The following is a 17,981-nucleotide window of genomic DNA, read 5'->3' as shown; positions in this document are numbered from 1 at the left end:
TCAGCTGGCCCGCAGTCCGATGATCAAGCCGTCCTTGGTGCACTTGGACGGGGTGGCGGGGTCGGGCTGGGCGTTGCACTGCCAGCCTTCGATGGTCTGGGCGTCGGTATTGCTCACCGTGGTCGCGTATTTCGTGGCGACGTTGATCGCTTCCGTGCAGCCGACCCGGCCTGCCGGGGTGCCGACGGCGATGACGGTGCGGGTGCCGCCGCCCGCGTCGGTGACCGGGCCGCAGTCGACGTCGGCGACGGCGGCCGGTGAGGTGGCGATCGCCGGGGACGTGGCGCGGCCGGGAGAGGTGGCCGACGTGGGGTTGACGGCGGCGGTGGGGGCCTGCTGGACGGTCGACATGGCGTGGGCCGAGTGGTCCGTCTCGTTGTCGCCGCCGCAGCCGGCCGTGCCGGCCACTACCGCGAGGGCGGTCGCGGCGGCTGCCGTCAGGTGGAGGAATTTCACCGAGTTGGCTCCTGATCTCTAGGCGAAGCGGCCGAATCGGTGCACGTGCAGCACGATTCGGCCGTAGCTGTCATGTTGCCGATACCCATTCAAGCACGCCGCCACGCGCCCGGATCAAGATCAGCGGCGGACCAGCAGCTCGAGCGCCTGCGCGGCGGTCAGCGAACCGGCGCTGACGAGTTCGAGATTCGCCAGTGCCGCCGCGTGCGCCTCGGTGCTCGCCGCGGCGACGCAGTCGGCCACCGGATGCACGGTGAAACCCAGATCGGTCGCGTGTCTTGCGGTCTGCTCGACGGTCAGGTTGGTCGCCACGCCCGTGACGAACAGTGTGTCGATGTTCTGCTCGGTGAACCACTGTGCCAGTGCGTTACCCGCCAGCCCGGACAGCTTCTGGTTGTCGAACACCTCGCTCGCCAGTCCGTCCATCTCCGGAATGAGCTGGGCGCCTGCCGAATCCGGCCGGAACTCGGTCTGCGCCGCGCCCACCGACCGCATGAAACCGGTGTTGCGCACCAGCTCGCCCTCGCCGACCGGGATGGTGAATCGGGTGAAGACCACCGGAAATCCTTGCGCAGCGGCGGCTTTGTGGAAATCGACCGCACGCGCGACGACGCCACTGGCCGCGACCGGCTCGGCGAGCATGGGCCCGAAAAAGCCTTCGGGCTTGATCACGTTCACCTGCCAGTGCAGTGCGAGTACGGCCGCGCGGATACGGGGGATCGCCATCCCCCGACCCTACGTCAGCCCGCCGCGCTCAGGATGAATAATCTTTGCGCAGTTGAACTTTGACCACCTTGCCGCTGGCATTGCGCGGCAGCTCCGCGACCAGCACCAGATCCTTCGGATGCTTGTAGCGGGCCAGGTTCGCGTCGAGGAACGCGGTCAGCTCCTCCAGCGTCAGCTCGTCCTCGGCGGTGTTGAGCGCGACCACGGCCACCGGCACCTCGCCCCACTTCTCGTGCGCGCGCCCGATCACCGCGGCCTCGCGGATCTTCGGGTGCGCGAACAGCACGTTCTCCACCTCGGCGCAGTAGATGTTCTCCCCGCCGGAGATGATCATGTCCTTCTTCCGGTCCACCACCCAGATGAAGCCCTCCTCGTCCTGGCTGACCAGGTCGCCGGAGTGGAACCAGCCGCCGGCGAACGCCTCCGCCGTCGCCTCGGGCTTGTTCCAGTAGCCCTGCATGAGCGTCGGTCCGCGGTAGACGATCTCGCCGACCTCGCCGGGCGCGACGTCGTTCATCTCGTCGTCGACGATCCTGGCCTGGATGGTCGGGATGGGCTTGCCGACCGAGCCGAGCTTGCGCAGCGCGTCCTTGCCCTCCAGCACGCAGGTGATCGGCGACATCTCGGTCTGCCCGAACACCGCGACATTGAACGCGTTCGGGAAGCAGTCGGCCATCGCCTGCAACACCGTGTCGGAGGCGGGCGCGGCGCCCCAGCTGAGCGCGGTCAGCGCCAGTTTGCGCTCCTTCACCCGCGGTTCGGCGCAGATGGCCTGCCACTGCGCGGGCACGCAGAACGCGCTGGTGGCCTGCTCCCGCTCGACCGCGTCGAGGAACTCGGTGGGATCGAACGCGCCGAGCGGATGCAGCACGGTCTTCGCGCCGAGCAGGAAACACGGTGCGAGACTGCCGAGTCCGGCGATGTGGAACAGCGGCGAGGTGCAGAAGCCGATCGAGCTCTGTTCGGTCGCCAGGGCCCGGATCACGGTCAGCGCTTGGGAATTCATGTTCGCGTAGGACAGGATCGCGCCCTTCGGGCTGCCCGTGGTGCCCGAGGTGTACATGATCAGCGCGGGGGTGTCTTCGGGAATGTCGAGCGGGGTGTGCGGCTCGCCGCCCTCGGCGAGCACGTCGTCGAAGCCGAACACGCCGTCCGCGCTCGGGCCGCCGATCACGAAACATGCTTCTAGCGTGGCGGATTGCGCCTGCACGGCGGTGGCCAGCGGCAGCAGCACGGTGTCGGTGACGATCGCCTTCGCGCCGCTGTCGCTGACGATGTAGGCCACCTCCGGCGGGGTGAGCCGGAAGTTGACCGGTACCGCGATGGCGCCCAGCGCGTTGATGCCGAAGACGGCCTCGACGTATTCGGGGTAGTTCAGCGCGAGGATCAGCACCCGGTCGCCGAAGCCGACACCGCGGCGGGCGAGTGCGTCGGCGAACTTCAGCGAGCGTTCGTGCAGTTGCAACCAGGTGGTGTCCGCGTCCCGGAACCGCAGCGCCACCGCGTCCGGGCGCATCTGCGCGTGCACGGCGATCTGGTTGTTCCAGTGATTACGCCGAGACCTGAGCGGCTCGTCTAGCGCCTGCACACGGTTGGTCATGCCACGAACTCCTCTCGGACCGGCACGTGCGTCCGCCGGGCTGGCCGACCGCTGTGACGGGCTGAACTGAGCGCAGAATATCAACTAACTTATGCGGACGGCAAGGGGTCGTGAGATGAACCGCCGTTAATCGGACCGGATTGCCGCCGAGATCAACAAACCCGTTCTCAACTGATGTTTTGCGGATACTTCCGGTTGCTCAGGCGCAGCAACAAGACCTGCCGTGCAGCGAACAGATGCGAATGTCGGCTTACTTATGGGTTGAATACCGGTGGATCCTCGTGTCACTATTCAGGTCTTCGGGCGAACTGGCACGCCCGCGCGAGGCAGAGGAGACGCAATGCTGCGGACCAGGTTCACCGAGACCTTCGGTGTGCGACACCCGATCGTGCAGGGCGGCATGATGTGGGTCGGCCGGGCCGAGCTCGTCGCGGCCGTCGCCAACGCGGGCGGGCTCGGCTTCATCACCGCGCTCACCCAGCCGACGCCGGACGACCTGCGTCGCGAGATCGCGCGCACCAGGGAGCTGACCGACCAGCCGTTCGGCGTGAACGTCACCATCCTGCCGTCGATCAACCCGCCGCCGTACGCCGAGTACGTGCAGGCGATCATCGACAGCGGCATCAAGATCGTCGAAACGGCCGGCAGCAACCCGGAGCCGTTCTTGCCGTACTACAAGGACGCGGGCATCAAGGTGCTGCACAAGTGCACCAGCGTGCGGCATGCGCTGAAGGCCCAGCGGATCGGCGTCGACGGGGTCAGCATCGACGGCTTCGAATGCGCGGGCCACCCCGGCGAGGACGACGTGCCGGGCCTGATCCTGATCCCCGCGGCCGCCCGGGTGCTGGACATTCCGATGATCGCGTCCGGCGGATTCGCCGACGCCAGCGGCCTGGTCGCCGCGCTCGCCCTCGGCGCGGACGGCGTCAACATGGGGACCCGCTTCCTGTGCACCCAGGAGTCCGCGGTGCACCAGAAGGTCAAGGAGCAGATCGTCGCGCACACCGAGCGCGACACCCAGCTGATCTTCCGCACCATGCACAACACCGCCCGCGTGGCGGACAACGAGATCAGCCGCAAGGTCGTCGAAATAGAAAAGGCGGGCGGCACTTTCGAGGACGTGCGCGACTTGGTCGCCGGTGCGCGCGGCCGCCGCGTATTCGAGGAGGGCGATCTCGACGCGGGCATCTGGAGCGCGGGTCAGGTCCAGGGCCTCATCCACGACATCCCGACCTGCGCGGAGCTCATCACCCGCATGGTCGACGAGGCCGAAGCGCTCATCACCGCGCGGCTCGCGGAAACCGTTGTGGCTTAACTCGTTCTAGATGGCGAGGGCCGGCGGCGACGGAACTACCTGCGCCGGCGGACGATAGGTGCGCCATGCCTCGGTGAGGCGGCGGGCGGCTTCGGTGAGCGTCTCGGCCGGATGCAGGAAGTGCACGCGGATGTGGTCCGCGCTGCCGCCGGTCGAATCCAGCCCGCTGCCGGGCAGAATCGCGACACCGTGGCGCAGTGCGGCCTGGGCGAACGAGGTGCCGTCGCCGTAAGGCAAACGCACCCAAAGGGTCTGGCCGCCCGCGACCTCCGGCACGGTCCAATCGGGCAGTAGCCGAGCCAGTTCCGCGCGCAGGTGGTCGTGCCTGGCCTTCCGTTCCGGCGCGAGCCGCGCGCAGACGGCGGCCAGGCGCGGCACCAGTTCGGCCGCCGCCAACTGCGCGGGCACATCGCCGCCGAGATCGTGCACCGCGCGGATCCGGGCGAGCCGGGCGATGATCGGCGCCGCGGCCCGCACCCAGCCGATGCGCAGTCCACCCCACACCGTCTTGCTCAGTGAGCCGACGGTGAGCACGGCGTCCGAATGCGCCGCCAGCGGTGGCGGTGTGCTGAATCCGGGAAAGCCGAGCTCGGCGAGTACCTCGTCCTCGATGAGCGGAACACCCTGCGTCGCCGCGTTTTCCGCCAATCGCCTGCGGGCCAGCGGCGGGAGCACCGAGCCGGTGGGGTTCTGGAAGGTGGGAATCACATAGGCGAGCGCGGGACGATGTTCCCGCGCGGCTGCGGCGAATCCGGCCAGTCCAGGCGAAAGACCCTCGACCACAGCCGCTTCCGCGCGGAAGGCTTCGAGCGCGGGTGGGGAACTGGGCGATTCCATCAGCACCCGATCGCCGGGCTGGAGAAAGCACCGGGCCAGCAGTGAAAGCGCCTGTTGCCCACCGGTGGTGACCAGTATCTGTTCGAAAGTGGTTGGCACGCAACGATTCCGGTAGTACTCGGCGATGGCATGTCGTAAGCGAGGATGTCCGGTCGGGTAGTACCCGATATCGCTGGTGGTCGCGGCGAGCTCGGGCAGGATCCGGGCGTAGCACTCGGTCAGCTCCGCCGGCGGGGTGTCCGGCGCGGCACAGGCCAGCGGAATCACGTCGGGACGCGGCTCGAGCAGGTCGAGAAAGACCGGCGCGCTGGTGGTCTCGGCGGGGCGCGCGAGCGGATTCCCGGCCACCCGGGTCCCGCTGCCCTGGCGTCGGACGATCCTGCCCTCCGATTGCAACAGGTCATAGGCGGCGACCACGGTGCTGCGTCCCACCGCGAGCGTGTTCGCCAGCACCCGGTCCGGCGGCAGCGGTGTGCCCGCGGGCAATTCGCCGTCATCGATCAGTTGACGCAGTCGCGCCGCCAGCAGCGCGTACAGCGCGCCCCGGCCCGCGGACCAGCGGCCGAGGCGTTCGGCGACATTGATTGGCTCCATAGCCAAACCAATTCTGCCCGATTGGCCATGGTTCGGCGACCTGGACCGTTCGACGATTACTGCCATGACAGCAGCAAGAATTGCCGCCCCGGTGTCGATCCAGGACGTGGTAGCCGGGCTGCCCGGCCCCTTTCAGCAGCGCGAACTGGCCGTCGTCAACGACACCGTCGTGCGCGTCGCCCAGCTGGCCGGCGAATTCCCGTGGCACCACCACGACGAGGACGAACTGTTCCTGTGCTGGGACGGCGAGTTCCGGATCGAGCTGGACGGGCAGGATCCGGTCGTCCTGCGCCCGGGTGAACTCTTCGTGGTGCCCAAGGGCGTTCGGCACCGTCCGGTGGCCGAGCAGCCCGCGCACACCCTGTTGATCGAGCGCCCGGAGACCGCGCAATACGGAAACTGAGTCAGCTCGCGCGGACCCGGCCGGACAGGCCGGGTCCGATCAGCTGTTCCAGTCGCTGATACGCCTCGGTCGGCGGCAGCGGCGGGTCCGCGTCGGCGATCGCGCCGAGCACGCCGACCACACCCCAGGACAGGAACGTCACGGTCGAATCGAATTCGGCCTGGTCCATGTCGAGCAGCTCGGTCAGCCGTTCGGCGAGGATCTCGGCGACCATCTCCCGCGTGGTCCGCAGCAGCAGCGCGCCGCTCTTGCGACCCAGCAACGCCTGGTACACCTCGGGATTCGCGGCGGCCAGCTGGAACAGCGTGTGCACCGGGGCGAGCGGCGTTGCGTCGGCCCCGGCCTCACCGCCCGGCGCGGTCACCGCGGCGCGCAGATAGTCGGTGCTGCTCACCAGCAGCAGGTCGTCCTTGTCGCGGAAATGCGCGTAGAACGTGGACCGTCCGACATCGGCCCGGTGCAGTATGTCCCGCACCGAGATTCGGTCGTAGCCGCGCTCCAGCATGAGTTCGATCAACGCCCGATGCAGCAGGCTTTTCGTCCGCCGTACCCGGCGATCCGTGCTGCCCGTCAGTCTTTTCACTTCCGACGACAATGTGCCTCCCGTACAAATGTCGCGAATCCGTCCCGAATGGAACGGTTTCCGTGGTTTTGCCTCTGGTCGAAGTGGCGGCCCCCTCCCGACCATGAACACATGACCAAAAACGCACCCCAGTCTTCCATTCGACAGGGCCACAATGACACCGAAACCGGTGTTCTGCTTACCAAGCCTCGGAGTTACCGCGCTTTCAAGGCCCTATTTCTGCTCGGCCGCGGCGCTCGGCTCAACCTTCGCCTGGTCGCACTCAGTGGTGCGGCACCAGGCCATCGCATCGCCGACATCGGTTGCGGACCAGGCGATCTCGCCCGAAAACTGGCGGCCCGAGTAGGTCCCGACGGCAGTGTCATCGGCATCGATCCGGCCATGGAAATGATCGACTACGCGACCGAACATTCCAATACTGTGACGAATTGTCGATTCGAACTGGGCGCCGCCCAGACGCTGCCACTGCCCGATGCAACCTTCGATGTGGTTGCCTCCACCTTTGCCATGCACCATATCCCGGAGGCGCAACGGCACGCGGCCATCGCGCAGATGTTCCGGATACTGCGCCCCGGCGGCACGTTGCTGCTCGCCGATACGCATCCGACGGGTCGGATATTGCCCGCCGTGGTCCGGATCATGGCCCGCGTCGCCGCGCGCCGGGCACCCGATGAGACGGGGCCGGGCCATGCCGCGGATCCGTTGGCGGCGGTCGACATTCGCCGTTATCGGGACATGTTGCACGCGGCCGGATTCGGTGCGGTGACATTCAGCGCGGTGCGGCCTTCGACCGGAGTTCTGCTCGCCACCAAGGAAATCCGTGGCTAGATCATGTCCTTCGCGGCCATCCAGCGCATGGTGAACCAGCCGCACAGGACCGGCAGCCAGCAGGTGAGCACGCGGTAGAGCAGCACCGACGGGACCGCGATATCCAGCGGCACGTTGAACGCGCCGAGGCCGCCGATCAGCGCGGCCTCGACGGCGCCGACGCCGCCGGGGGTGGGCGCCGCCGAGGCCAGCGTGCCGCCGATCATGGTGACGATGGTGACGGTGACGAACGTGGTGCCGCCGCCGAAGGCCTCCACGCTGGCCCACAGTGCCCCGGCCATGCCGAGGGTGATCGCGGCGCAGCCGAGAATGATCACCGAGAAACGCTTCGGATCGCGCGCCAGATCGGCCAGCTCGCCGAGCACCTCCTGCAATTGCGGGCGCACCGAATTGTTCAGCCAGTGCCGCAGTTTCGGCACGAACATGAAGGTACCGATGATGCCGACGCCGACCCCGGCGATCAGATACAGCACCGTGGCATCCGGGACGAAGTGCGACAGGTCCGCGGAGGTGCCCGCCGCGACACTGAACACGGCGAGCAGGCACAGGTGGGTGATCACCTGCACCGCCTGTTGCAGCGCCACCGCCGCGGTGGCGCGCACCGTGCCGACGCCGCCCTTCTGCAGGAAGCGCACGCTGAGCGCGAGCCCGCCGACCCTGGCCGGCGTGGTGGTCGCGGCGAAGGTGTTGGCGATCTGCATGATCACCAGGTTCTTGAAACTCACCGCGCCGGACGCGCAGGCCCACAGCGCCGCGGCCGCGCCGACATAGGTCAGGCAGGAGACCGCGAGCCCGAGCAGCGCCCACCACCAGTTGGCGGTCTTGAGCTGGGTGAAGAAGGTCGGCACCGCGCTGATGAACGGGTACGCGACGTAGACCAGCGCGATCAGCAGCACCAGCTGGATGATCTGGTTACGGGTGAAGCGGGTGATCTGCTCGGCCTGGATCCGGTCCTGCCCGGTCTGCTTGCGCACCTCGTCGCGCGCCGCGGACATGGCGCCCTTCCAGTCCGGCACCGTCTTGCGCAGCCCGGCGGGCATGGCGGACTTGGTCAATCGGCTCGCGGCGGCGAGCACCGGCTGTTCGCCGAGGGTCTTGATGGCCGCGCTGACCGCGGGTTCCTTGCCGAAGATCGCGGTCGTCGACACCAGCAGCTGCGCGATGTCGGACTGCTGCTGCTTGACCGAGGCGCCGTATTCGGCGCTGGCGAAGCCGCCGAACCGGGTGGTGCCGTTGTCGATCCGGATCTCGGTCGGGCGCAGGTCCCCGTGCGAGATCTGGCCCTGGTGCAGCTCGTCGAGCGATTTCCACACCCCGGCCAGCTGCTCGACCGGCGCCTCGCTGAGCCGGGTGCCCTTGGGCATGGTGTGCGCGTGCAGCATCCAGCCGCGGTCCAGCGCGGCGACGGCCACCGGCGTGCTGCTGGCCAGGCCGAGGTCGCCGATCGCGAGGGCCATCAGCGCGCGGTGCTCGACCGCGCGATGCATGGAGCCGTGGATGGCCGCGGTTTCACTGGCGCGGAAGGTGAGCCAGCGCCACAGCTGGCGCAGCGCGCCGAAGCTGCGCTGGTTCTTGCCGTACATCTCGATGACCAGCCCGCGTTCGGGTCCGTCGATGGCGGCGGCCAGCACCAGCGGGCCGCGCCCGGCCGGATGCACCACGGTGAATCGAGTGACCGTGTGCCCGCGTTTGGCCAGCACCCGCACCGCGGCGTCGAGCGGCACCTCCAGCGCGGGCGTGCCGACCACGAGCACGATGACCGCGCCGACCAGCCAGCCGACGGCCAGTCCGAACATCGCCCGGGCCGGCACCACCGTGCTGACCACCAGGTGGATCGGCGCGAAGGCCAGCAGCAGGAACCACAGGTACCGCCGCGGGCGGTTGGGCAGCCACGGGCTGGACACCGTCAGCACGGCCGCCAGCATCGCGATCCAGCGCGGGTCGTCCAGGAATTGGGAGAGGAAGGTATCGAGTCGATCCGGCACCTGCAGATGCCATTTCGGGGCCGAGAGGCCGGTGCCGGTGATGGAGAGCAGCAGTCCCGCGGTCAGGCCGGCCGCCGCGTAGCCCGCGAGCAGTTTCCACTGTCTGCCGATGATCAGCTCGAGCAGAATGGCGAACGGCAATGCCAGGATCGCCATGCCGTAGACGAGATAGACCAGGTTCGATTGGTCGGGATTCAGGAACCCGACGATATTGGACACCGAACGTTCCAGCGCAAGCCATTCCGGCCGGGTGATCACCGACGCCGCGACGACAATCGCCACCCATACCGCGGCCAGCACGACGCGGATGATGTCACTCGTCCGCCGGAATAGCGGCTGTAGCAGGTTCCCTGTTACCGGGATATCCCGCCCGTCGACTCGCATGTTCGGCACTTTCGGATCGAGTTGGAGCTGCGTCGGCCACCCTCGCTCACCCTTTCGGTGAGTATGCAGGAGACCGGCGTGGACGATACACACCAACACGCCGCGTCCGCCTCGGCCAAATGTCGGCGGGGCCGCGGCCCTGTGCGCTATCTCACCCGCGCGCGGGTTGAATCTGACATTGGTGTCAAGTTCGAGAATCGACGGCATGGACAACGAGCTCTACGACTACAGCCCGATCACCGAACGCGCGCCGATTCAGTGGCCCGGCGGCGCGCGGGTCGCCTTCTATGTCGGCCTCAACGTCGAGCACTATCAGGTGGATCAGCCGTCGACCAGCATCTTCCCCGGCACCGCCGGCCTCGCGCCGGATCCGTTGAATTACGGCTGGCGCGATTACGGCCCGCGCGTCGGCATCTGGCGGCTGACCGAAATCCTGGACCGGCACGGCATCCGGGCCAGCGCGCTGCTCAATTCCGATGTGGTCGAGCACAATCCGCAGATCATCGCGGCGGGCCTGAAGCGGGACTGGGCCTGGCTGGCGCACGGCAAGAACAACTCGATCTTCCAGGCCGACATGTCGATCGAGCAGGAACGTGCGTACCTCACCGAAGTGGTCGAGACCATCGAGCGGGCCACCGGTCGGCGGCCGCACGGCTGGATGGGGCCGGCGCTCACCGAAACGTTCAACACCCCGGCGCTGCTGGCTGAACTCGGTCTGAGCTACGTGCTCGACTGGACCAACGACGACCAGCCGTATCCGTTGAATGTGCCGGGGATGCTGAGCGTGCCGTACACGGTCGAGCTGAACGACAACACGCTGTTCCTCGGCAAGGGCACCAACGGTCCCGACTTCGTCCAGATCGTCAAGGACCAGCTCGATCAGCTGTATGCGGAGTCGGCCGACAGCGGCCGGGTGCTCGCGCTCGCGCTGCACCCGTTCGTCATCGGGCAGGCGTTCCGGGCCAAGTATCTGGATCAGGCCCTGGAGTATGTCGTGAACCATCCCGGCGTGTGGCTGACCACCACCGACGAGATCGCCACGCACTTCGCGGCCGCCGCTGCTTGAGCACCAATATGCGCGGCCGCCTTGCCGAATCCGCCCGCGCCGAACACGATCAGGTCAGCTAGACCGACGTTTCAGGAGGCAGGATGGCTGTGCAGGCCCAGGATCTGACCGGGAAAACCGTGGTGGTGACCGGCGCGAGCTCCGGCATCGGCGCCGAGGCGGCCGCGACGTTGGTCGCGCGCGGGGCCACCGTCGCGGTGGTCGGCCGATCGCCGGAACGGACGGCGGCGGTGGCGGCCGAGGCGGGCGCCGAGCCGTTCGTCGCCGACTTCGCCCGCTTCGACGAGGTGCGCAAGCTCGCCGCTCAACTGCTCGACCGCTATCCGCGCATCGACGTGCTCGCCAACAACGCGGGTGGCTCCTGGCCCAAGCGCACCGCGACCGACGACGGCAACGAGCTGACCTTCCAGGTCAACCACCTCGCGCCGTTCCTGCTGACCACCCTGCTGCTCGACCGGCTCGTGCAGTCGCGGGCCAGGGTGATCAACACGGCGAGCACGACCTACCGGATGGCCAAGCTGAACCTGGACACCGCCAACGCGACCACGGGTTCGTTCAACCAGATGGGTGCCTACGCGGCGTCGAAGCTGGCGAACATCGTGTTCACCAGGGAACTCGCGCGCCGCACCGAGGGCACCGGATTGGTCACCGCCGCCTTCCATCCGGGTGCGGTCGCCACCCACGTGTACGACCACGCTCCGCTCGGCCTCGGCGGGCTCATCCGGTCGCCGCTGGCCAAGCCGTTCTTCCTCCGACCGGACCAGGGTTCGGAACCGTTGGTGCACTTGGCGACCACGCCGGAGGAGATCAACGGACTGTACTTCCACCGGTTCAAGCTGGAGCCGCCGAGCAACAAGCAGGCGGTGGATCCCGCTCTCGCGCAACAATTGTGGGAGCTGTCCGAGCGGGTCACCGGGTAGCTAGCGGTCGGCCTCGGCGAACCGATCGTGGTGGGCGTTGTCCGCCGCGCTCGGCTCCGGCCCGACGCCGAACACGCCGCCGGTGAAGTCGTTGCCGTCGAGCTCGACGATCGCCTGCGCCACCTGTTCGGTGGACACCAGCGCCGGAAAGCTGGTCGGCGCAATGGCATTCGCGCGCACCCCGAACTCGGCGAACTCGTCGGCGGTATTGCGGGTCAGCTGGTTGAGCGCGGCCTTCGACGCGGAGTACAGCGTCTGTCCCGGGTACACCTCCGAGCCGGAGATGCTGGAGACGTTGACGATGTTGCGGTTCGCCGCGCGATTCTGCACGCCGTTGTGCACCCAGAACCGCTGCGCCAGTCGCGCCGAAAACCGCAGCGGCACGGCGACATTCAGCGTGAAATGCGGATCGAACTGCTCCAGCGCACCGTCACCGTCGACGATGCCGCGCGGTTGCAGCTGAACGTGCGCGGCATTGTTGACCAGCAGATCGACCTTTCCGAACCGGGCCAGCGCGAGGTCGACCACCCGCTCCACCTCGCCCGGTGCGGTGAGATCGGCGCGGATCACGAAGACCCGCGAATTGTTTTCCGGCACCGGCTTTTCCGGGTCGAGCGGATCGACGAACCACTCCAGCTGCGACGGCACCGCGGGCGTGCGGGTGCGGCAGACCGCGACGATGTCGTAGTCGGTGTAGTAGGAGCGGCAGAACACGTTGCCGAGCGTTCCGCCCGCGCCCGTGATCAGGCAGACCCGGCGTTCACCAGTAGACAATGCGATCCCCTCCCCAACGCTCGAGCGCCTCGTCCTTGGTCCGGTGCGCCCACATGACCACGCTGTTGCGGTCCTTGGTGTTGCCGCCGGCGAAGGTGTGCCAGGTGCGCGGCGTCACCTCGAACATGATGAGCGAATTGTCCAGCGGCGGAACCAAGGTGAGGTCCGGCAGCTTCTCGCCCTCCGCGATGTTGTCGTAGAGCGCCGTCTCGCCGCCGTCGCCCGGCTGCCAGCCGGGGTTGCCGAAATAGAACAGCACCGCCACCGCGCGGATCGACTCGCGGGCGACCACGCCGTCGGCGCGCGCCCCGGTTTTGGTGTCCACCGTGCCGTCCGGCAGCCGGACCTCGCCGGGTCCGGGCGGGTCGCCGGGGAACCACGCGGGATTGAGATCGTTGTGCGGCCACCCGTACGGGGCGCCCGGCGCGTGATGATGCACCGAGCCCTCGATGTCGCCGGTCCCGGTGACGCCCGCGACCCCGGTGATCAGGTCGTGCCATTCGCGGGAGGTGAAGACGGAGAGCGCGGTGTCCGCCACGTCGGCGAGCCGGACGCCGACGGCGCTGTAGTTCGTCGCCACCTGCCCGAACAATTCCGGCCGGTCGCGCTGCACCCGCGCCAGGTCGTCGGTCATCCGCTGGTAGTACTCGGGCACGAACACATCCCGGGCATACACGTGCGGGAACGGCTGACTGCGGCGGATCCACCGCCGGTGGGCGAACAGGTCGGCGAACCGCTCCGGCCGCGCCTGCGCCTCCAGTACCGACTCGGTTGTCACACCACTCACTCCCTCCCGGTCGCACCTCTGGCGATCATATTGCCCGGTTACCACCCCGCACAGGTGGTGTTCGTTTTGTGCGCGGAGTGCCGGGCGGAGGTGCGAACGGTCAGGTCGGGAGGTTCGGTGTGACTACCAGCCGCTCGCTCCGGATTCTTCGGCCGGCCGGGCACCGGAGAAGCGCGCCGCGAGGAACGCGAGGTAGGCGATGAAACCGACCGAGCCGATCGGCCGGCTGCGCCGGAAGGTGATCGCCAGTCCCAGCACCATCTCGGTGAATCCGTTGCGGTAGGTCCAGCGCCGGGTGGCGCGGGGGAAGGCCCGGGCGGTCAGCGGGTCGAAGGCGCGCGGCGCGGTGAAATGGGCCGCCCCGGTTCCGGCCAGCCCGAGCCCGAATGCCCGCGCGCGCAGGCTGTCCGGGGTCCGCGCGGTGATCACTACGGGGTGCTCCGGCGGCGGGCCCGCCGCGAGCGCCCGAGTTGCCTTGCGCCGCTTGCGACGGCCGATGATTCTGCTGCGCATGGTGTCTCCTCGGTAGGCGCTAGGTGCGGACGCTCAGCCTGCGGCTGCGGAAGAACTCGGCCAGGTCCTCGTTGGTGAACGAGTCCGGCCGGACGTCCTCGATGTCGCCGGTGTAAGTGGCGGACGTGTCGCCGGCCACCTTGGTGAACGCGTAGTGGTCGAACGGGAAGTGTTTGTTGCCCCACCACATTTCGAGGTGCGTGCTCGGCCGGATGGCGGCCGGGTCGCCCTGATAGTTGACGTAGTAGGTATTGGAGCCGGCGCACGCGTCGGACAGCCACATCGTCTGCGAGCCGCGCCGCACGCACTGCCGGTAGTAGGCCTCGTGCGGCTCCTGCTTGATCTCCACCGCGGTGGCGCCGCGCTTGCGCGCCTCCTTGATCGCCCGGGCCGCGTGCCGGGTGGTGCATTCGATCATCGCGAGGTAGGAGCCCGCCGCGAATCCGTACGGACCGGTGATCAGGAACAGATTCGGGAACTTCGGCACCGTCACGCCCTGATAAGCCTGGTAGCGGTTGCGATCCCAGAACTCGCCGAGCTCGAGGCCGTCCCGGCCGTGTAACGGATACGGCGGCGTGTAGCCCTTGTCCATCACCCGGAATCCGGTGGCGCACACCAGCACATCGGCCTTGCGCAGCACGCCGTCCGCGGTGACCACGCCGGTCTTGGTCACCTTCTTGATCGGGTCGGTGACCAGCTCGACGTGCTCCCTGGTGAACGTGCGCAGGTACCGATTCGACACCGAGGGCCGCTTGCAGCCCGGCGCGTAGTCCGGCGTCAACCGTTGGGCCAGTTCGGCATTCCCCGGCAGCTGCGCCCGATACAGCGCCCCGCCGCCCCGCTGGGCGAGCTTCACCGCGCCTGGTATCTGGCTGTGGAAAACCCCGACACCGGAGATGCCGAAGTCGATGCCGAGCGTCACCGCCGCGCGCAATACCCGGCGCAGCGGACCCACATTCACCATGATGTTCTTCGCGAACGCCGGAATCCGGAAGTCCGGTTTCGGCGCGACCCAGATCGGCCGCCGCTGGAACACCGTGAGGTTCGACGCGATATCGGCCATCTCCGGAATCAGTTGCAGCGCAGTCGCACCCGTGCCGATCACCGCGATCCGCTTGCCCGCGTAGTCGTAGTCGTGGTCCCACTTCGCGGTGTGCACGATCTTGCCGCCGAACTTGTCGATGCCCTCGATATCGGGCATCTTCGGCACCTCCAGGCCGCCGACGGCGCCGACGACGAACCGCGACGTGACCTCCTGGCCGGTGTCTAGCTTGCCGCGCCAGAAGTGGTTGCGCTCGTCCCACTCGCCGCCGACCACCTTGGTGTTCAGCAGGATTCGCGGCCGCAGCCCGTACTTGTCGACCACCTGATCGGCGTACGCCTTCACCTCGGCGCCCGGCGCGAACATCCGCGACCACACCTTGGGCGGCTCGTAGGAGAAGCTGTAGTAGACCGACGGAATGTCCACCGCCACACCGGGATAGGTATTGGCCTGCCAGGTGCCGCCGATGTCGCTGTTCTTGTCGACGATCAGAAAATTGTGAATTCCGGCCTTGCGGAGTTCGACTCCCATCCCGATGCCGCCGAAGCCGGCGCCGATGACGACGACTTCGAAATCGGGCTGCTCGACCGAACGCGAGTGCGCCGCCTGCGCGGGTGCTATCGACACGGTTTACCTCCGTTGGTAGTGCTCCCAGCGACGATAGCACTGTCTGGGACAGTCTGGCCAGGGCTGTCACGCGCGGAGAAACCCGCAGGTGCGGATGGGTTCGTCGAATCAGTGGAGCCGGCGGGTCAGCCGACCGACATCTGGCGGTCCTGCTCGTCGGCCCGCCGCTTGCGCACCGCGGCCAGGTCCACCGGGCGGTTCGGATCCGGATCCTCCATGGCGCCGATCGCCTCGGCGAGCACCGGCAGCCAGCGCAGGATCTCGTCCCGGTAGGCCCCCTCGGTCTCGAGCTGGCTCAGCACGCCGACCAGCGTGAGCACGGCCCTGGCGAACGGGGTGAAGTAGGCGGGCATGGTCATCTCGCGGATCACGTTCGACAGCCGCGGGTTCGTGGTGCGCAGCACCTGCCTGCGCAGCCACGGCGTCGTCATGCGATAGGTCGAATGCTTGAACGGCTCGCTGCACGGCTCGACCGCCGCGTAGAGCGCTTCCATGTCGAAGGCGCGCCCGGAGGCCACGAAGCCGTGCCGCCGGGTCGCCGCGGCCAGCTCCGACGGGCCGCCCGCGCTGAAGAAGACCTTGCAATAGTCCAGCGCCAGTTCGTCGAAGCCCTCCGGCGGCCACGGGGAGCAGGCGCCGAAGTCGACCACGCCGAGCCGCCCATCCGGCAGCACGCGGAAGTTGCCGGGATGCGGGTCGGTGTAGAGCAGCCCGTGCAGGCCCCAGCCCGAGGTGATGAACCGGAGCATGAGCATGCCGACCCGGTCCCGCTCGGCCTGCGCGCCGGAGGCCACGATGCGGGTCAGCGGGGTGCCCTCGACCCACTCGGTGATCAGCACGTCGCCGCGCTGCGCGATCACCTGCGGAATGTAGAAGTCGGGGTCGTCGGCGTAGGCCGCGGCGAAGGTGCGCTGGTATTCGGCCTCGGCGGCGTAGTCGAGTTCCTCGCGGACGCTGTCGCAGATCGCCTCGGTGACCGCCTTGACGTCGGCGCCGGGCAGGAAGACCGTGGCCAGCAGCGAGATCCGGCGCAGCTGCTCCAGGTCGGCCTCGACCGCCTGCCGGCCACCGGGGTACATCACCTTGACCGCGACCGGCCTGCCGTCGTGCCACACCGCGCGGTGCACCTGGCCGAGCGAGGCCGCCGCGGCCCGTCGATCGTCGAATTCCTGGAAATTCGCCCGCCAGTCCTCGCCCATGCTGGCCGCGATCGCCTCGTGCACGGTGGCGGGCAGCATGATCGGCGCCGAATCCTGCAGCTGACTCAGCGCGATCCGGTAGGGCTCGGCGATCTCCGGCGGCAGCGCCAACTCGTAAATGGCAAGCAGCTGGCCGAGTTTCGCGGCGCAGCCCTTCAGCTCGCCGAGCACCTCGAACATGTGCTGCGCGGTGCGCAACTGGATCTCCCGATTGACTTCTTCGGACGATCTGCCGAGTGCCCGCTTGCCGACGCCCGCGGCCTGCCGTCCGGCGAAGGCCAGCGGCAGCGCGGCCAGCTTGGCATTGCGAACAGAGGCGCGAACTGGGGGTTTGCCGTCGGACCTCGACGCGAACAGGCGAGATCGCCTGCCCGTTGAACCCTCGTCAGAACTGTCGCCGCTGCGCCGGATAGCCATGACTCACCTCACACTGTGCGCGGACCAGTGTTGCACACGTGCAGTCTGGCACAGTAGGGCTTAGACTGTCTGGGACGTAAACTAACGTAGTCGAAAGGTGACTTCGATGGGATCCCAGACGGTAGTCGCCGACGTTGCCGATGAACTGGCACGCCGGGTTGCCGCGGGGGAGTATCAGCCGGGGGATCTCATGCCGTCCGTGCGCCAGGTAGCCGAAGAGTTCGATATGAACCGGGCGACCGCGCAGCTGACGCTGGGAAGGCTGGAAACGAACGGATTCGTCGAGGCGCGCCGCGGTAAGGGCTTCACCATCCGCGACGTCCGCGAGGCCGGTGGCGTCGACGTGTATCGGCAGCTGTTCCGCTTCTCGATTCCGATGCCGGACATCGCGATCGAGATGTTCCGCGACATCGTCGATGTCGAGCGCGGCATCGTGATGGAGACGCTGCTCGCCTACACGGGCAGCGATCAGGCGATCGATCAGGCGGTACTCAAGGCCGAGATCGACAAGCTCGAAGCCATTGCCCGCCAGGATGATCCGGACCTGCGCCAGATCCTGGCGATCGAGGTCGGTCTGGTGCGCACCTTGCTGACCGCGCTCGGCCTCACCATGCAGCGGGCGATCATGAACTCGGTCGGCGAGATGGTGCTCGAGGTGCCGGAGGCGGTCGAGGCCTTCTTCGCCGGCGCGCCGGACCTGCACGTGCTGGTCTGGCGGGCGCTGGCGGCGGTGTGGGACTCCGGTTCCGGGCCGTCCGACGCCCAGGTGGCGCTGTTCGAGGATCTGTTCGGGATGTACCACGAGCGGGTCGTGTTGCGCTTCGACGAGCTGGTCGGCGCATCCCCCGAGCAAACCGACGCCGAGCACGCCGCCACTGCCTGACGGCGCACTGCGCGTTTCCCTGTTCGACATTCGGCGCTGTCG

17 protein-coding genes are annotated in these 17,981 nt (G+C 68.0%); 6 read left to right on the top strand and 11 right to left on the bottom strand.

Translation table 11 applies throughout. The features are described from left to right. From F3087_RS04120 to fadD5, 3 genes are all read right to left on the bottom strand, one after another. Positions 1 to 456, bottom strand: coding sequence for a hypothetical protein (locus F3087_RS04120; protein ID WP_150400384.1), 456 nt, complete (start codon positions 454 to 456; stop codon positions 1 to 3). A 120-nt stretch (positions 457 to 576) separates the two neighbouring features. Further along, positions 577 to 1,182, bottom strand: a complete 606-nt coding sequence (locus F3087_RS04115) for a cysteine hydrolase (protein WP_150400383.1) — start codon at positions 1,180 to 1,182, stop codon at positions 577 to 579. A 28-nt stretch (positions 1,183 to 1,210) separates the two neighbouring features. Next, positions 1,211 to 2,782 (bottom strand): fatty-acid--CoA ligase FadD5, encoded by a 1,572-nt coding sequence (gene fadD5, locus F3087_RS04110; RefSeq protein WP_150400382.1) that lies wholly within the window; start codon positions 2,780 to 2,782, stop codon positions 1,211 to 1,213. A gap of 340 nt (positions 2,783 to 3,122) precedes the next feature. Between fadD5 and F3087_RS04105 the strand changes: the two genes are divergently transcribed. Beyond that, positions 3,123 to 4,097 carry an NAD(P)H-dependent flavin oxidoreductase gene (locus tag F3087_RS04105; protein WP_150400381.1) on the top strand — a complete coding sequence of 325 codons (975 nt, stop codon included), beginning with the start codon at positions 3,123 to 3,125 and terminating at the stop codon, positions 4,095 to 4,097. 6 nt (positions 4,098 to 4,103) lie between these two features. Here F3087_RS04105 and F3087_RS04100 read toward each other — a convergent pair whose 3' ends face one another. Beyond that, entirely contained in the window at positions 4,104 to 5,528 is a 1,425-nt protein-coding gene (locus F3087_RS04100; RefSeq protein ID WP_150400380.1) for an aminotransferase-like domain-containing protein, read from the bottom strand. 64 nt (positions 5,529 to 5,592) lie between these two features. Here F3087_RS04100 and F3087_RS04095 point away from each other — a divergent pair, with 64 nt between their 5' ends. Then, positions 5,593 to 5,931 (top strand): cupin domain-containing protein, encoded by a 339-nt coding sequence (locus F3087_RS04095; RefSeq protein ID WP_150400379.1) that lies wholly within the window; start codon positions 5,593 to 5,595, stop codon positions 5,929 to 5,931. A gap of 1 nt (position 5,932) precedes the next feature. Here F3087_RS04095 and F3087_RS04090 read toward each other — a convergent pair whose 3' ends face one another. Further along, a complete protein-coding gene (locus F3087_RS04090; protein WP_223884805.1) occupies positions 5,933 to 6,514 on the bottom strand; it encodes a TetR/AcrR family transcriptional regulator in 582 nt (193 codons plus the stop codon). Here F3087_RS04090 and F3087_RS04085 point away from each other — a divergent pair. Continuing rightward, positions 6,455 to 7,342 carry a class I SAM-dependent methyltransferase gene (locus F3087_RS04085; RefSeq protein ID WP_317983904.1) on the top strand — a complete coding sequence of 296 codons (888 nt, stop codon included), beginning with the start codon at positions 6,455 to 6,457 and terminating at the stop codon, positions 7,340 to 7,342. The genes F3087_RS04090 and F3087_RS04085 overlap by 60 nt on opposite strands. On the opposite strand, the gene F3087_RS04080 is transcribed toward F3087_RS04085, so the two are convergent. Next, entirely contained in the window at positions 7,339 to 9,711 is a 2,373-nt protein-coding gene (locus tag F3087_RS04080) for a lysylphosphatidylglycerol synthase transmembrane domain-containing protein (RefSeq protein WP_150400377.1), read from the bottom strand. The two genes, F3087_RS04085 and F3087_RS04080, sit on opposite strands and share 4 nt — an antisense overlap. A gap of 205 nt (positions 9,712 to 9,916) precedes the next feature. Here F3087_RS04080 and F3087_RS04075 point away from each other — a divergent pair, with 205 nt between their 5' ends. Both F3087_RS04075 and F3087_RS04070 read left to right on the top strand, forming a co-directional pair. After that, a complete protein-coding gene (locus F3087_RS04075) occupies positions 9,917 to 10,777 on the top strand; it encodes a polysaccharide deacetylase family protein (RefSeq protein ID WP_150400899.1) in 861 nt (286 codons plus the stop codon). An 83-nt stretch (positions 10,778 to 10,860) separates the two neighbouring features. Continuing rightward, positions 10,861 to 11,697: an SDR family NAD(P)-dependent oxidoreductase gene (locus tag F3087_RS04070; protein ID WP_223884804.1), complete on the top strand. Its 837-nt coding sequence runs from the start codon at positions 10,861 to 10,863 to the stop codon at positions 11,695 to 11,697. Here the strand turns inward: F3087_RS04070 and F3087_RS04065 are convergent, their stop codons facing one another. The 5 genes from F3087_RS04065 to F3087_RS04045 all read right to left on the bottom strand — a co-directional run bounded on the left by F3087_RS04065 (position 11,698) and on the right by F3087_RS04045 (position 17,056). Then, positions 11,698 to 12,471, bottom strand: coding sequence for an SDR family NAD(P)-dependent oxidoreductase (locus F3087_RS04065; RefSeq protein WP_223884803.1), 774 nt, complete (start codon positions 12,469 to 12,471; stop codon positions 11,698 to 11,700). Further along, a complete protein-coding gene (locus tag F3087_RS04060; RefSeq protein WP_150400376.1) occupies positions 12,458 to 13,249 on the bottom strand; it encodes a 2OG-Fe(II) oxygenase family protein in 792 nt (263 codons plus the stop codon). Before F3087_RS04060 ends, F3087_RS04065 begins: the two co-directional genes overlap by 14 nt. Before the next feature lie 132 nt (positions 13,250 to 13,381). After that, positions 13,382 to 13,771: a hypothetical protein gene (locus F3087_RS04055; protein ID WP_150400375.1), complete on the bottom strand. Its 390-nt coding sequence runs from the start codon at positions 13,769 to 13,771 to the stop codon at positions 13,382 to 13,384. A 19-nt stretch (positions 13,772 to 13,790) separates the two neighbouring features. Further along, positions 13,791 to 15,440 (bottom strand): flavin-containing monooxygenase, encoded by a 1,650-nt coding sequence (locus F3087_RS04050; RefSeq protein ID WP_375907312.1) that lies wholly within the window; start codon positions 15,438 to 15,440, stop codon positions 13,791 to 13,793. 125 nt (positions 15,441 to 15,565) lie between these two features. Continuing rightward, on the bottom strand, positions 15,566 to 17,056 hold the full coding sequence (locus F3087_RS04045) for an ABC1 kinase family protein (RefSeq protein WP_223884802.1): 1,491 nt from the start codon (positions 17,054 to 17,056) through the stop codon (positions 15,566 to 15,568). A 106-nt stretch (positions 17,057 to 17,162) separates the two neighbouring features. Between F3087_RS04045 and F3087_RS04040 the strand changes: the two genes are divergently transcribed. Next, complete coding sequence (locus F3087_RS04040) at positions 17,163 to 17,939, top strand: winged helix-turn-helix domain-containing protein (RefSeq protein WP_150400374.1); 777 nt, start codon at positions 17,163 to 17,165, stop codon at positions 17,937 to 17,939. The last annotated feature ends 42 nt before the right edge of the window (positions 17,940 to 17,981 follow it).

Source organism: Nocardia colli, assembly GCF_008704205.1.
Classification (GTDB): Bacteria; Actinomycetota; Actinomycetes; order Mycobacteriales; family Mycobacteriaceae; genus Nocardia; species Nocardia colli.
The sequence above is the reverse complement of the archived record's forward strand: the minus strand, read 5'-3'. Positions and strand labels throughout refer to the sequence as shown.